At 57.4% G+C, this 14,195-nt stretch carries 12 protein-coding genes; 10 read left to right on the top strand and 2 right to left on the bottom strand.

The features are described 5' to 3' along the window. Positions 1-11 precede the first annotated feature (11 nt). From D9V82_RS00595 to ald, 3 genes are all read left to right on the top strand, one after another. Positions 12-425 (top strand): acyl-CoA thioesterase, encoded by a 414-nt coding sequence (locus D9V82_RS00595; protein ID WP_121910484.1) that lies wholly within the window; start codon positions 12-14, stop codon positions 423-425. Between the two features lie 42 nt (positions 426-467). After that, on the top strand, positions 468-1,106 hold the full coding sequence (locus D9V82_RS00590; protein ID WP_121910483.1) for a DUF8185 domain-containing protein: 639 nt from the start codon (positions 468-470) through the stop codon (positions 1,104-1,106). 261 nt (positions 1,107-1,367) lie between these two features. Continuing rightward, on the top strand, positions 1,368-2,459 hold the full coding sequence (gene ald / locus D9V82_RS00585; RefSeq protein WP_121910482.1) for an alanine dehydrogenase: 1,092 nt from the start codon (positions 1,368-1,370) through the stop codon (positions 2,457-2,459). A 163-nt stretch (positions 2,460-2,622) separates the two neighbouring features. Here the strand turns inward: ald and D9V82_RS00580 are convergent, their stop codons facing one another. Further along, positions 2,623-3,633, bottom strand: coding sequence for a mechanosensitive ion channel family protein (locus D9V82_RS00580; protein ID WP_121910481.1), 1,011 nt, complete (start codon positions 3,631-3,633; stop codon positions 2,623-2,625). Positions 3,634-3,809: 176 nt separating this feature from the next. On the opposite strand from D9V82_RS00580, the gene D9V82_RS00575 reads away from it, so the two are divergent. Continuing rightward, positions 3,810-4,967, top strand: a complete 1,158-nt coding sequence (locus tag D9V82_RS00575) for a cystathionine gamma-synthase (protein WP_121910480.1) — start codon at positions 3,810-3,812, stop codon at positions 4,965-4,967. A gap of 21 nt (positions 4,968-4,988) precedes the next feature. On the opposite strand, the gene D9V82_RS00570 is transcribed toward D9V82_RS00575, so the two are convergent. Then, complete coding sequence (locus D9V82_RS00570) at positions 4,989-6,860, bottom strand: FAD/NAD(P)-binding protein (protein WP_121910479.1); 1,872 nt, start codon at positions 6,858-6,860, stop codon at positions 4,989-4,991. Positions 6,861-7,062: 202 nt separating this feature from the next. Between D9V82_RS00570 and D9V82_RS00565 the strand changes: the two genes are divergently transcribed. From D9V82_RS00565 to D9V82_RS00540, 6 genes are read left to right on the top strand one after another with little or no spacing between them, the layout of a single operon-like run. After that, on the top strand, positions 7,063-8,718 hold the full coding sequence (locus D9V82_RS00565) for a TIGR04028 family ABC transporter substrate-binding protein (RefSeq protein WP_121910478.1): 1,656 nt from the start codon (positions 7,063-7,065) through the stop codon (positions 8,716-8,718). Positions 8,719-8,721: 3 nt separating this feature from the next. Further along, positions 8,722-9,747 carry an ABC transporter permease gene (locus tag D9V82_RS00560; RefSeq protein WP_121910477.1) on the top strand — a complete coding sequence of 342 codons (1,026 nt, stop codon included), beginning with the start codon at positions 8,722-8,724 and terminating at the stop codon, positions 9,745-9,747. Between the two features lie 2 nt (positions 9,748-9,749). Beyond that, positions 9,750-10,562, top strand: coding sequence for an ABC transporter permease (locus D9V82_RS00555; RefSeq protein ID WP_121910476.1), 813 nt, complete (start codon positions 9,750-9,752; stop codon positions 10,560-10,562). Beyond that, positions 10,562-12,166, top strand: coding sequence for a dipeptide ABC transporter ATP-binding protein (locus D9V82_RS00550; RefSeq protein ID WP_121910475.1), 1,605 nt, complete (start codon positions 10,562-10,564; stop codon positions 12,164-12,166). The genes D9V82_RS00555 and D9V82_RS00550 overlap by 1 nt, the downstream gene beginning before the upstream one ends. Before the next feature lie 52 nt (positions 12,167-12,218). Next, positions 12,219-13,445 (top strand): alkylhydroperoxidase domain protein, encoded by a 1,227-nt coding sequence (locus D9V82_RS00545; protein ID WP_121910474.1) that lies wholly within the window; start codon positions 12,219-12,221, stop codon positions 13,443-13,445. Positions 13,446-13,503: 58 nt separating this feature from the next. Next, positions 13,504-14,193, top strand: a complete 690-nt coding sequence (locus tag D9V82_RS00540; protein ID WP_121910473.1) for an SDR family oxidoreductase — start codon at positions 13,504-13,506, stop codon at positions 14,191-14,193. The last annotated feature ends 2 nt before the right edge of the window (positions 14,194-14,195 follow it).

Genomic DNA, 14,195 nt, shown 5'->3' with positions numbered 1-14,195 from the left:
CACTGAGGAGAATGATGGCGCCCGATAACGCGCATACCCACCAAGTGTCCACCCGCTGGGGCGATTTCGATATGTACGGGCACATGATGAATGCTAAATATATCGAGGTTGCCCAAGAGGCACGCTTGGCCTTTGCTCAGGAGAATATCTATGCCAAAGGCATCGATTTCACGGCCTTGGTGCGTCATCTCGACGTGGACTACATGCGGCCCATTCCCTTTGCGGGCAATGGTTATGTCATTGTAGAAACCTCCGTTTCCCACATCGGTTCATCGTCCTTTACCACGTCTCAGCAGGTCAAGACAGCCGCTGGGGAGGTAGCGGCAACGGTGAACTGCGTGCAGGTAGTCATTGACAAGAAAATGCAGACCCCGCGCCCGCTGACAGATGAAGAAAAGGATATTCTGCAGATGAGCGCTGCCTAAGTGGCGTGCTAACCACATAAAGAAAGGTAGAGGCTGTCAGCCATGGTCACCGAGTCGCTTGAAGTTCGCAGCGGAGGACTTGGCTTACGTGCCCTTCTGGCGCGCGCAGTCGGGGTAGACGCGAATGCGTCGGTGCGCTTGCGCCAGCTTGCTGATGACGTCGTTGACGCCTTCGTGACAACCCCCTTCGAGGTGGTTGCCTCGCGGCGCGTGCAGGGGTTTGCCTCCCGCGATGGGGCAGTGGTGTCAGCGCAAAGGCTGGAGCAACAGCTTGCAGCAGGTAATGGCACCGGCCTTATGGAACTCGGACCATCCCGCGATGCGTCGTGGCCAGGGGCATTGCCCCCGGCGCATGGCTTTAGCGTGGTGGATATTCTGCCGGTGGCGGTGGTCCGTGAGCTGTCAGATCAGGGCCAAAAGTTGACCCGGGAGTTTTCTGGGCCCATGGGTCCGCCACCCAGCCTGCTTAATCAGACCGTGGTCACGGTTGAGGGCAACGGACAGGCGGTGGAAATACCGATGCGGATGATCTTCGCCTGTACCAATCTAGGCCTTATTCCGGGGTTTTCTGCCTCTATGGATATTCCCCGGCACCTGCGGGTGTCCAGCCTTGGCCGGTGGGTGCGCCTTGATGCCCCCTTTGGTAGCATTTATCGCTCGACGCGGCTATCGGTGTTGTAAATACTCCCCATGATCTGGTGTTCCGCCGCTCAAAACGGACGGTGGAACATTTCTTCATTCCACTAGTCGGGGGTGGCTGGTGTTTCCTGAGTTAAGCCTATTTAACCCCATAGCCTGCGGTGTTTAGAAAATCGGAATTAACGCTGCCACCCCCGCGTGTGAGATTCGCACAAACTAATATTTACCCCCGCATTGTGCGTTAACCTGACAGCAAGATGTAAATTTTTGCCTTTTTAACCAACATATGAAGGAGAATTCTCCGTGCGCATTTCTGTACCCAAAGAAATCATGAACAATGAACACCGCGTCGCCCTCACCCCAACCGAGGTGCGGACCTTGGTTACGGATGGACACGAGCTTTTTATAGAATCAGGGGCAGGAGCAGGCGCGTCCTTCCCTGATGAGGAGTACGTAGAGGCGGGGGGCACCATCGTCGATTCTGCGGACGAGACGTGGGCCAAGGCCGAGCTCCTGCTGAAGGTAAAAGAGCCACTGGAGTCTGAATACAAGTACTTGCGTTCGGATCTCACGGTCTTTACCTACCTGCACTTGGCGGCGGATCGCCCGCTGACGGAGGCACTGACGGCATCGAAGACGACCTCGATTGCCTATGAAACCGTCACGGACCACCGTGGTACCCTACCGCTTCTGACCCCTATGTCCCAGGTCGCTGGGCGCTTGGCCGTCATCGAGGGCTCGCACCATCTTTTGTCCACGCAGGGCGGTCGCGGCCTCTTGGTTTCCGGTATCCCCGGCACTCAGCCTGCGCGCGTGGTGGTCATCGGTGGTGGCCAGGTAGGCGCGTCTGCCGTAGCCATGGCGCTCGGTCTGCGTGCAGAGGTTACGGTCCTGGACGTGGATCCACACGTTCTGCAGCGTTTTGACGATCAGTACGCCGGAGGCGTGCGGACTTTGATTTCTGATCCGTCGACGCTGGACAAGGAATTGGAAGCGGCCGACCTTGTTATCGGGGCCGTCTTGATTCCGGGCGCTGCGGCACCGAAGCTGGTGCGAGAAGACACAGTAAAGAAAATGAAGGAAGGTGCGGTGCTTGTTGATGTCGCCATCGACCAAGGCGGCTGCTTCGAAAACTCACGCAAGACCTCCCATGACGAACCGACCTTCGAGGTTCACAACACTCTGTTCTACTGCGTGGCCAACATGCCCGGTGCGGTGGCCAACACCTCGGCCCGCGCACTAGCCTCGGCGACGCTGCCATATATTCGCGCCGTAGCCAAAGACAACTTAGATGCTGCGATCGAGCGCTTCCCAGGCTTGCGCTCCGGCGTTATGACCCGCGGCGGCAAGCTGGTATCTGAGCCGGTCCGCCAGGCTTTCGATTGGCAGGACTAAAGAGCTGGTAATAGCGGCTCGCCTCAGTACACGGTAAAGGGGCCCGCGCACTACCTGATAGGGAGGTGTGCGGGCCCCTTTGTGGAAGCGTGCGGCGCGCTCACAAAAGCCATTCACTAGGCGCTGTAGGAGTGCCGCCTATGGCCTCCTCGATGGAATTCATTTAGGCATCGTCTTTCTTGCGCGGATTGGCAATGCCGATGCCGTGTGGGTACGGGGTGGTGATGCCCTCTGCGTGCATAACGTTGAGGACGCGAGACTGGACAAAGCGTTGGACGTCCCACTGGCGGCCTGGCAGGGTCTTGGTGGAAACACGGAAGGAAACGTAGTCCGGTTCGAACTTGGACATGCCATCGATACGCGGGGTGCTGAGCACCATCTTGCGGATCTTCTCGTCTTTGACGGCGTCTTTGACGGCCTTGTCGATGACCTCGCCGGCAACCTCTGGGTCATTAGAAAGCCCGACAGGGATTTGGATGCGGGCAACGGAGTACTCATCGGAGTGGTTGGCCACCCGCAGTATTTCACCATTGCGTACATACCACAGGGCACCGTCAATATCGCGGACGGTGGTAATGCGCAGGGATATGGACTCGACGTCACCGAAGACGCCGTTTCCTAGGTCAATGACATCGCCAATGCCGTATTGATCCTCAATGAGCATGAAGATGCCGGAGAGGAAGTCGCGGACCAGTTCTTGCGCACCGAAGCCGAGGGCAACACCGATAACACCGGCAGAGGCGATCAGCGGGGCGACATTGACGTCCAATTCATCCAAGATGGCAATGCCCGCCGAAACCCAGACTACGATGGCAACCGCGGAGCGCCCCACGTCAGCTAGCGTCTTAATGCGCGACGCACGGCGCGCCTCCCGGGTTTCGCGCAAGGTCTCATTCGATTGGCCTTCCCCGGCCTCTCCGGACTTGGTGCGGATGAGGCTGGGCTTTTTGAGGGTTGCCGCTTTGATACTGTTTTTTGCCAGCCGGTTGATGAGGTGGCGTAGCGCCCAGTGCGCAATGACGGCCAAAATGATAATGAGGCCGATGCGGATGGGTCGCTCAATAAGCCAAAGTTGAACGTTTTCGTCTTTCCAGAAGCTCGATACGGACTCGACTGCATCGTCTTTTTTCTGTGCAGCGCCCTGAGCGGTGATAAATAAGTTCGTACTCATCATTCTTTCTCGATCGTGGACACAAACTAACCGCACCCATTCTAGAGAAAATCCCGAATTCCCACTGCCGGTGCAGGACCAGGAGTCAGTGGGCGGGGCCAACTATAAGTTGGGCGGGGCCGAATATAAATTGCGGAATGACCGGTAAGGATGAACCGCTTAGTCTACGATGGGAAGGCATGACTGAATACAGCGCGCACACCGTGGCAAAAGGATTTTCGTCCCGATCCATTCACGCTGGTTATCACCCGGATCCACATATGGGATCCATTAACGTGCCGATTTATGCCTCAACCACGTTCGCCCAAGATGGCCTTGCGCAGCTGCGTGGCGGCTTTGAATATGGCCGCGTAGCCAACCCGACGGTTCGCTCCCTGGAAAAGACCTTGGCGGCGCTGGAAGGTGCCGCCTACGCCCGCGTCTTTGCTACCGGCATGGCAGCTGCCGATACGGTGGTGCGCATTTTAGTGCGCCCGGGCGACCACGTCATCTTGGGCAATGACTCCTACGGCGGTTCCTACCGCCTGCTCAATGATTTCACGGAGTGGGGCGTGGAAATGTCCATCGTTAATACCTGTGATGTCGATGCCGTTGCCGCAGCGGTCAAAGACAATACCAAGCTCATTTGGCTGGAAACCCCGACTAACCCGGCGTTGAATATTACCGATATTGCATCAGTGGCCAAGGTCAAGTCTAACGCGCAGGTGTTGGTGGATAATACTTTCGCCACGCCGTACCTCCAGAACCCCCTCGCGCTGGGTGCGGATCACGTTTTGCACTCCACCACGAAGTACTTGGGCGGGCATTCCGATGTCCTGGGCGGTGCCGTAGCCACCAATGACCCCGAGATGGATGAGCAGCTGCTGTACTTCCAAGGCAATGTGGGGGCGGTCGCCTCGCCCTTCGATGCTTACCTGACCTCCCGCGGCATTAAGACTCTGGGCGTGCGTATGGACCGCCACTGCGCAAATGCCCAAAAGGTGGCGGAATTCCTACAGTCTCGCCCCGAGGTTAAACAGGTGCGCTACCCGGGGTTGGCGGAGCATCCGGGCCACGAGCTTGCTGCACAGCAGATGCGTGGGTTTGGTGGCATGGTCTCCGTGCGCTTCCATAACCCAGAGCACGCCAAGCAGATTTGTTTGAAGACGCGGCTTATCTGCTTGGCGGAATCGTTGGGTGGCGTGGAATCACTCATCGAGCACCCGCGGAACATGACCCACGTATCGGCAGAAGGCTCCGAACTAGCACCGCCGGAAGACATGGTACGCATCTCCATCGGCATCGAGGACATCGAAGACCTGTTGGCGGATTTACAGCAGGCTCTCGATGCCCTTTAAAAGGCGCTCTAAAACGCGTGCTTAGTGGCCGCCGACCACCTTTAAGAGAGAACCGGCGGTCTTATCTGTTTCCTGTAGCATGAGCGGATCCGTGCCCGGCATGGGGGAAATTGTCGTATCCGGCCACTGCGCATAGGTGGGAATGCCCACGATATGCAGGCGTTCATCTAGGCTGCCGTCAGGATGTACGGTGCGCCGCGTGGCACCATCGGTTTCGGGGGATCCGGTGGCCTGCCCGTGATCAGTAAACGGGCGCACCCGCCCATTCTCGACCAATCCGCGGGTGAGCGGATCGCCGGAGACGCGGATATCGGGTTTGTGCATAAAGGCATCGACAAGCGTGGGCGCCGATGCCGAACGCGGGCCAGAGGTCAGGGTGACGTGACCTGACTCGATCGCGAGGCTGGGGTGATCGCCGAGGAAGCGGACCAGGTGAGCATCGACAAGCGCGAGCAATTGGCGTACGCGGAAAAGCGGAGGTCCCGAGCCCACCATCTGCCCAAAGGACATGAACTGCGCGTAGCGCCCCGTGCGGGACTCACGGGTATAGCGGCCTTCCGCGCCGAGGATGGAAGCGGGCTTGCGCGACTGGGACAGCGACCACAGCGCGGCCTTCATGGGCGAATCGTGGCCACCGGCAGCCTCCTGGATATCATCCGCCAGGCACTCCGCAATGTGAGCGGTCAACGCCGAAATATCGCCGATAAAACCAGCAACTTGGTACATCAGCTCGGTCATATCCCACGGCTGGGTGACCAGGGGAGTAAGGGCGGCGCCGAGATCATCAGGCGCGGTCGAATCGATGACCGCGAAGATCTCTTCGCGCGGGCGGAGCAGCGCCGCTGGATTCACCCGTTCCAGCGTGGTGATATACGCCTCGTAGCTATCGCGCGCGATGGCGGGCCAAACCTGGGCGTCAAAGTCGATGTCCTCGGTGCCCTGGAGCTTATAGATGACCTCATGCAACCGCCGCCGCGGCATCGTGGGCGGCAGCTCGTTGTACTCGGATTTGGGATGAAAGGGATAACCGCGGCCGGACGAGACGATGAAATGTGGCTCCTTCCCGCTCGCCTCGTAGCGCAGGCCGGAGCGGGTAGTGGCATCCTCGATGAACCTGCCGCCGCGCTCGATGGTGGTCAGCGCCATGATGTCATAAAAGCCCATGCCAAGACCGCGCACTAACACGTCTTCGCCAGCAGGAATGGCGGCGTAGTCTTGTTCCACGGGGTTGCCCGGTGCGATCCACCGCAGCCCAGACTCCGCCAGGTGCTGCTCCTCATCATTAAAGCGCGGCGCTATCCAGCCATAGGCGAGGACCGTGGCATCGGCGCGCACCTGCGAACCATCGTCCAGGTGCAGGATATCCGCCTCACCAATCGCGGTGATGGTCTCCACGCGGTGGTGGTGGCTGACGGTGGAAATGCTCTCGGGCAAGCGCGCTAACACCACGTCATAGACCCAGCGCAGGTACTCGCCGTATAGCGCGCGTGTGGGGTTGGACTCCGGGCGGATAGCGGCCAGTTCCGCGTGGTACTCGGTAGCAATGTGCGGGGCGGCAGGGTGCTGGGCAAAAAGCTCGCGCTTGGCAGCAGCGACCTTACCCCCCTCGCCGCGCAGCAGCTGGATCCACTCGTATTGCGTCGGCCCCTCGAGCACAGGGGCGTTTACCGTCGCGCCGGGCTCGGTAAAAAGCGTAACGGCGCCTACGCGCGTATTCATGCACAAGGTCTTGGTTTGGTCAGTTTCCCAGACGCGGCCGGCGCCGTGCTGGGCCTCGTCAATGAGGTGAACGGTAAGGGGGGAGCTGGAATCATCCATACGGGCGGTGAGGCGTTCCAAGATGGAAATGCCGCGTGGTCCCATGCCGACGATCGCGATTGCGGGAGTAGCCATAACTCCTATCGTGCCACACCGCACCCTGGACGGTTTTATTAGACACTCCGGTTTTAGATAAGTAGACCAAGATGTCTACCATAAAATTAGAAAACCCCGGTGAGTACTGGTTAGAGGGTAGACCATGCGGTCTTGTTTTTGTGGTGGCGGTGTGTTCTAATGGGCTGGTCCAACTTCAACCTTTAAGGAATTGACCTCCCTTATGAAGTATCTACATCGGCTTTTTAAGCCTCTCGCCGCGGTGGTTGCCAGCACCGCGCTTGTTGTAACGCTAAGTTCTTGCGCGAATACTACCCGCGCGGCCGAAGATGGCATGGTGACCTATGCCGAGCCAAATATGTTCAATAACCTCTATCCACCGGCGGGAGGCTATTATCCCAACGGAGGCGTGCTCAATAACATTGCAGACCGCCTTCTCTGGCAGGACCCAGAAACTTTGGAGCTTCACCCATGGATTGCGGAGGAGCTGCCTGACACCAATGCGGATGACACGGAATTTACTTTCCATATTCGTAAAGGCGTGACCTATTCCGATGGTTCCGTGCTGGATGCAGCAAACGTGAAAAAGAATTATGACCTGTATGCCAATGGTGATGATTCCCGCATGCTAACCCCGTCAGAGCAGCTTCCCAATTACGTGAAATCCGAGGTCATTGATGACTACACGGTGAAGTTTTACTTCAGCGAGCCGTCCCCAGGTTTCCCGCAATCCACGTCCGTAATGAATCAGGCCTTGTTGTCTAACGACACGTTGGACTTGGATGACACGGGCTTTTCACCTGGCCGCGCTACTGATATTTCTGGTTCGGGGCCCTTTGTTATTGAGGAAGAGCATATGGGCACCAAGTTGGTGCTAAAGGCGCGCAAGGACTATGACTGGGCGCCGCCCGCCCGGAAAGACCACCAAGGCCCTGCAGAAATTGAGGGCATCAATGTGGTGCTGGCGGCAGAAGATTCCGTGCGCGTGGGGTCTCTCGTGGCTCGTCAATCCGATATTGCCCGCCAGATCGAAGCCCCCGATGAAAAGCACTTGAAAGATAAGAACCTTCAGGTCCTAGCTGCGCCAACCCGGGGTGTGAATAATAGCTACCACTTCCACTTCCGGCACCCGCTATTGGCAGATAAGCGCGTACGCCAAGCACTGATTCATGCCATCGACCGCGATAATATCCTGAGCACCTTGTATTCGGATTCTTATCCCAAGGGTTCATCGATCCTTGCTCGCACCGCCGTAGGCTTTAAGGATCAATCCGACAATTATGCCTTTGACCCGGATACATCCCGGCGATTACTCGATGAAGCCGGCTGGATTCCAGGCGAGGATGGCATCCGCGTGAAAGATGGCGAGCGCTTTTCTCTGACATTCAATGAGTCCGTCCCGCAGCCTCGTTCCCGCGAGATGTTTACCAAGGTCCAAGAGATGCTGAAAAATATCGGGGTTGAAGCCAACCTCTATCCGGGAGACCGGACTGCACAGGATAAAGCCATGAAGGACCAAGATTCTGTACAGGTCCGCCACTCCATGGTTGGGCGAGCCAACGTGGATACCTTGGCTACCTGGATCAACGGAAAGGGTCGCAATTCCTTCCTCAATTATGACGAAAGAACCGATTCCTTCGGTGACCCCAAGCTGCAGGACATGGTGGAGGAGCATTTCTCCTTAAAGGGCGAAAAAGAACGCCTCGAAATGAGCGGCCGGATGCAGGATTACCTTTCGAAGCAGGCCTATATTCTGCCGCTCTTTGAGGAACCACAAGTTTATGGCTTCCAGCCCTATGTGGAGGGACTTACAACCGAAGCCATCGGGCGCCCTTCTTTTTATGCGGTCGAGATAAAAGAGGAAGAAGGGCAGGAATAAAACATGAGTTCAACATCGATTGTGCTGCGAATAGGTCAAGCCGTTGTGGTCATCTGGGCCACGTTTACCGTGGCATTTATCCTGCTTACGGCGCTTCCCGGAGATGCCGTCGCCTCCCGCTACGACAACCCCAACTTGGGGCTTACACCTGAGCAGCTCGCCACCATTCGAGAGGTTTACGGGGCCGATGAGCCGCTTGTTAACCGTTATATGAATGCTCTAAGCGGGTTTATCACCGGTGATTTTGGCTTCTCCGTGGCCACTGGTACGCCAGTGGCAGACATGCTTGCTGATGCCCTGCCGTCTACCCTCGCCCTGGCGTTGCTTGCCTTCTTATTTGGTCTGGTTCTGGCTTTTGTCATCGCAATTGCCGCTACCTTTGGCCCCCTGGTGCGGTTGCGCGGTTTCTTTCGCGGCCTGCCTTCCGTATTGGGCTCGGCCCCAACGTTTTGGGTAGGCATCATCTTGATTCAAGTATTTTCCTTCGCGTTGGGGTGGGTTCCAGTCATTAATGCTTCTACAGCGCAGGGGCTCGTTTTGCCGGTTATTACCTTGGGTCTTTTCGTCTCCGCGCCGTTGGCCCAGGTGCTGATGCGCTCTATCGATGAGGTGATGGATATGTCATTTGTACAGGTAGTACGCGCAAAGGGGGCCAGCGAAGCTTGGCTGTTATGGCGCAATGTCTTGCGCAACGCCATCCTGCCGGCACTTACCATGGCTGGTCTAACCTTCGGCGAGCTGGTGGGCGGTTCTGTGGTGACGGAGGCCGTCTTCGCGCGCCACGGTATCGGTGCGCTGACCGTGGACGCTGTAGCAAATCGCGATACCTCGGTGCTACTCGCCATCGTGGTGCTGGCGGCTACCATATTTGTCCTCATCAACCTTGTGGTGGACTTGCTTTACCCAGTTCTGGACGTTCGCCTGCGTGCCCGGGATAAGGGTAGTGCCGCTTCCGTCGCAACCTCGCATGCCACTTACCACGTTGGGGTGCAACACGCGGCCCGTAAAGCGGATGAAAAGAAGGCTTAAGCATGAATTTGAAGACGAAGAAACTCCTAACCTCTCCCGGTTCCGTAATTTCCGTAGTGGTATTAGCTATCGCTGTTGTATGTGCGCTATTTCCGCATCTTTTTGCCGCCCAAGATCCTAACCAGGGCGGCGATACACAGGCACTATTGGCTCCCAGCTCGCAACACTGGTTTGGTACCGATGCCGTTGGACGCGATCTCTATACTCGCGTTATCTACGGCGCACGCCAATCCCTGCTCGGCGCCCTCATTGCGGTGCTCTTCGGTCTTAGCGTAGGGACGGTGCTTGGCATTATTGCCGGCGTACAGAAAGGCTGGGTGGATGCGGTCATTATGCGCGTTGTGGATGTGCTCCTATCCATTCCGGGCCTGCTGCTATCGCTATCTGTCATCATTGTTTTGGGGCATGGCACCTTTAACGCCGCTATTGCTGTCGGTATCACTTCTGTTGCCACTTTTGCCCGCTTGGCCCGCTCGCAGGTATTGAGCGTGGCCGAATCGGACTTTGTGGAGGCGGCCTATGGCTCGGGTGGCACGCCTTTCCACGTGCTTACTCGCCATATTTTGCCTAACTCCTTGACCGCAGTTTTTGCACTCGCGGCATTGCAGTTTGGCCTAGCCATTCTGCAGCTGGCAACCCTGGGATTTTTGGGTTATGGCACTCCGCCACCTACGCCGGAATGGGGGCTATTGATTTCGGAATCACGTGATTATATCGCCACCGCCGGCTGGCTAACCTTGGCCCCCGGCGCCGTCATCGTCGCCGTAGTACTTGCGGCTAATCACTTAAGCCAGACACTGCGAAAGGCTGCCTAATGTCTCTTCTAAGCGTAAAAGATCTGTCCATTACCTATCGCACAGACAAAGGCGAGTTTCAGGCCACCAGCGGCATTAACCTTGAGGTAAATGCCGGGGAAATGACCGCCATTGTCGGCGAATCTGGTTCCGGTAAGTCCACCTCCGCAATGGCAGCCATTGGTCTGTTGCCGGAAAATGCCTCCATCGTATCCGGTTCCATTTCTTTCGATGGCCGCGATGTCACGCAATTTTCGCAGAAACAGTGGCGTAGATTGCGTGGTCGTCGCATCGCTTTGATCCCGCAGGATCCCGATAATTCCCTGAACCCCCTAAAAACCATCGGTGCCGCGGTGGAAGAAGGAATGGCCGTGCGTTCGCAGGGCACTAAACGCTCGCGTCGGCAGCGCGCGGTGGAGCTTTTAGAACGCGTCGGCATCGATGATCCTGAGCGCCGCTACGGCCAGTATCCCCATGAACTTTCCGGTGGTATGAAGCAGCGTGCGTTGATTGCCGCGGCCGTAGCATTGGAACCGGAACTTATCATTGCGGATGAGCCCACCTCGGCGCTCGATGTCACCGTGCAGAAGATCATTCTGGATTTGCTGGATGATATGCGCGATGAACTAACTATGGGCATATTGTTTATTACCCACGATCTTGCCGTGGCCGGGGATCGCGCTAATTCCATCGTGGTGATGGAAAAGGGCCATGTGCGCGAGTCTGGAGTGGCCGCCAATGTGTTAACCGCGCCCCAGCATGAGTACTCTAAGCGCCTGCTTGCCGATGCCCCCTCATTGTCCACTCCCACCCTCACTCGCCGCACCGCAACCGAAGGGGCCACGCCTTTATTGGAGGTGGAAGGGTTGAGCAAACGGTTCGGGGATTTTAATGCCGTGCGCGATATAAGTTTTACGGTTGCGCGAGGTACCATCCACGCCCTTGTAGGTGAGTCAGGTTCGGGTAAAACCACCACCGGCCGTGCTATCTCCCTTTTTTCTCAGCCCACCGAAGGAACCATTCGGCTCTCGGGTGAGGAATTGACCGGTGTGAAGGGAAAGCGCCGGCGGGAACTGCGGCAAAAGATTCAACTGGTGTACCAAAATCCTTTTAGTTCGCTCGATCCGCGCCTGAGCATTGGGGAAACGATCGCTGAGCCGGTCCGGAACTTTACGCGAGCTTCGCGGCGCGATGCCCATAAAAAGGCACAGAAATTTTTGGACTTGGTTGCTCTTGATTCAGCGATGGCAGGCCGCAAGCCGAAGGAGCTATCCGGCGGGCAGCGACAGCGCGTAGCTATTGCCCGCGCCATGATCGTCGAGCCAGAGCTGGTGGTCCTTGATGAAGCCGTCTCGGCGCTTGACGTTACAGTGCAAGCGCAGATCCTTCGCCTACTTGATGAGCTGCAAAAAGAACTAGGTCTGACGTATATCTTTATTTCGCACGATTTGGCCGTGGTCAATCAGATTTCGGATACGGTATCCGTGCTGTCACATGGGCAGCAGGTGGAATCGGGCCGCACCACAGAGGTTTTTGCACATCCGGAAACCGGCTATACCCGTGAACTTATTGCGGCCATTCCCGGCTCACGCTACCGCGCGGGCGACCTAAACTTAGGGCTGTAGTCCAACTAGGCCCCTCTATTTGCTTTAATCAAACGATAGAAAGGTGACACCGATGGTAGATATTATCAACGAACTCTCCGGTGCTTCTGAGGAAGTACAGCGCCTGCGCACAGCACGCCCGCAAGCCCAAGACAATGCCCAATTGAGCTTTAGTGCATTGCTCGAACCGGAGGACCCTGGCACCTTTTCTTATGTCGAACGCTATGCGATTGCTGCCTTTACCGCGGCCATCAATCATGCGCCCGCGGCAACATTCTATTTTGACCTGCTCAGCGATGAAGCAAGCGAGCCGCTTGTAGCCGCAGTTCGCGCCGCGGCCCGGCGCGGGGCATCGACGGGGCCGTACCAAGATGCAGATTTTCTCGTCTTCGGCGAAAATGCGGCTGGCGAAGCCCAAGACTCCGAAGGAGCATTAGGGAAGCGCTTATCCGCTGCATGTGAATGGGCGCATCTCTTGTCTTTCCATCCCAAGAACGCGTCCCCGCAGGCCATTGGTCATCTTGATGCCGCTGGGTGGTCTGCCACCGATATCGTGAGCCTTTCCCAGCTCGTTTCATTCCTCGCATTTCAACTCCGCGTGGCCCACGGGCTGAGCGTCCTGTCGGGGCAGGCTCCGACTGTCTTGGAAGCGCGCCGGGCTACCGGCGAAATCCAGCCTGACTGGGAAGCAACCGAGAATACTCTTCAGCCCGATGGAGTAATCCCAGACCACTTTGTTAATCACTCACTCGGTTGGCTGCCGTGGGTGGCGCCGCTTCCCAAAGAGGACTTCACCCCTGCGCATATGGACGCGCTCATCAAGCCTGAGCGCATTGACTCCGAGTATTTCCGTGTTCTCGCCCGAGATCCCGCCGCCCTGCAGGCGCGTACCCTGACGGACTTGGATATTTTCTACAACACCGAAGGAGGATTGTCGCGCGCGGATAGGGAACTTGCCGCTACCGTTGTTTCGCGTTTCAATGGGTGCGTTTACTGCGCATCCGTGCACCAGGCGCGGTGCGTGAAAGAAGGCGGGGAGAGGGAAATAGTGGATCGCCTTCTTGCAGAGGGCGTCACAGCGGATCTTGGTTCTGGAGAATGGGATCTCATTCGCCGCGCTGCTCTGGCGCTGACTTCATCGCCGATAAGCTTTGACGCTGCGCTTTGCGCTGAGCTGCGCGATTCCGGATTCGACGATCAGTCCATCGTGGATATCATTTATGCATCCTCCTTCTTCAACTGGGCTAATCGCCTTATGCTCACCTTGGGCCAGGCCAATGTTCCGGAGCGTTATCGGTAGGTAGAGGACACTGTGGTGTCGCGTCAGGGACACAGCATTTTGCCTATGATGGGGTGGCATGACCGATACCACAAATGTGCCAGAGAAAATCGCCGTAGTTACCGGTGCCACCGGTGGCATGGGGCGCGAGATTATCAAGGATCTCGCTCGCGACCACCACGTTTATGCGTTGGGCCGTAGCGCTGATGAGCTGCCAGAGGCCGCGAATATCACCCCGGTTGCCAGCGACCTGGTTGCCGGTTTGGACGAGGGCATGGAGTTGCCCGAGTTAGAGCGAGTTGATGTCCTCGTGCACGGCGCGGCGCGTGCCACGAAGTTCTCGGTGGAAGAAGCTACCCCGCACGATTGGCGTGCACACATGGACCTCAACGTCCACGCGCCAGCGGAGGTTACCCGCGCGCTGTTGCCGCAGCTGCGCAAAGCAGAGGGCACTGTCGTCTTCATCAACTCGGGGGCGGGGCGCAAGAGCTATGGCGATAATGTGGTCTATGCAGCCACGAAGCATGCGTTATATGCGCTTGCTGATGCCCTGCGTATCTCCGAACCTGGCATTCGCGTCTCCACCGTGGCACCAGGACCCACCGATACTCCGATGCTGGAGGGCCTGCAGGACTACAACCCAAACGAGGTTATTGCGCCCGTGGAGGTGGCGCACGCCATCCGCGCCGTCGTCGAGGCTGGGCCCACCACCCAGCTGACGGAGATTCAGGTGCGCCCACGCATTGAACTGAACTTGCGCAAGAACTAAGC

It is taken from the genome of Corynebacterium macginleyi, assembly GCF_003688935.1.
Classification (GTDB): domain Bacteria; phylum Actinomycetota; class Actinomycetes; order Mycobacteriales; family Mycobacteriaceae; genus Corynebacterium; species Corynebacterium macginleyi.
This window is presented reverse-complemented; position numbering and strand designations above follow the sequence as displayed.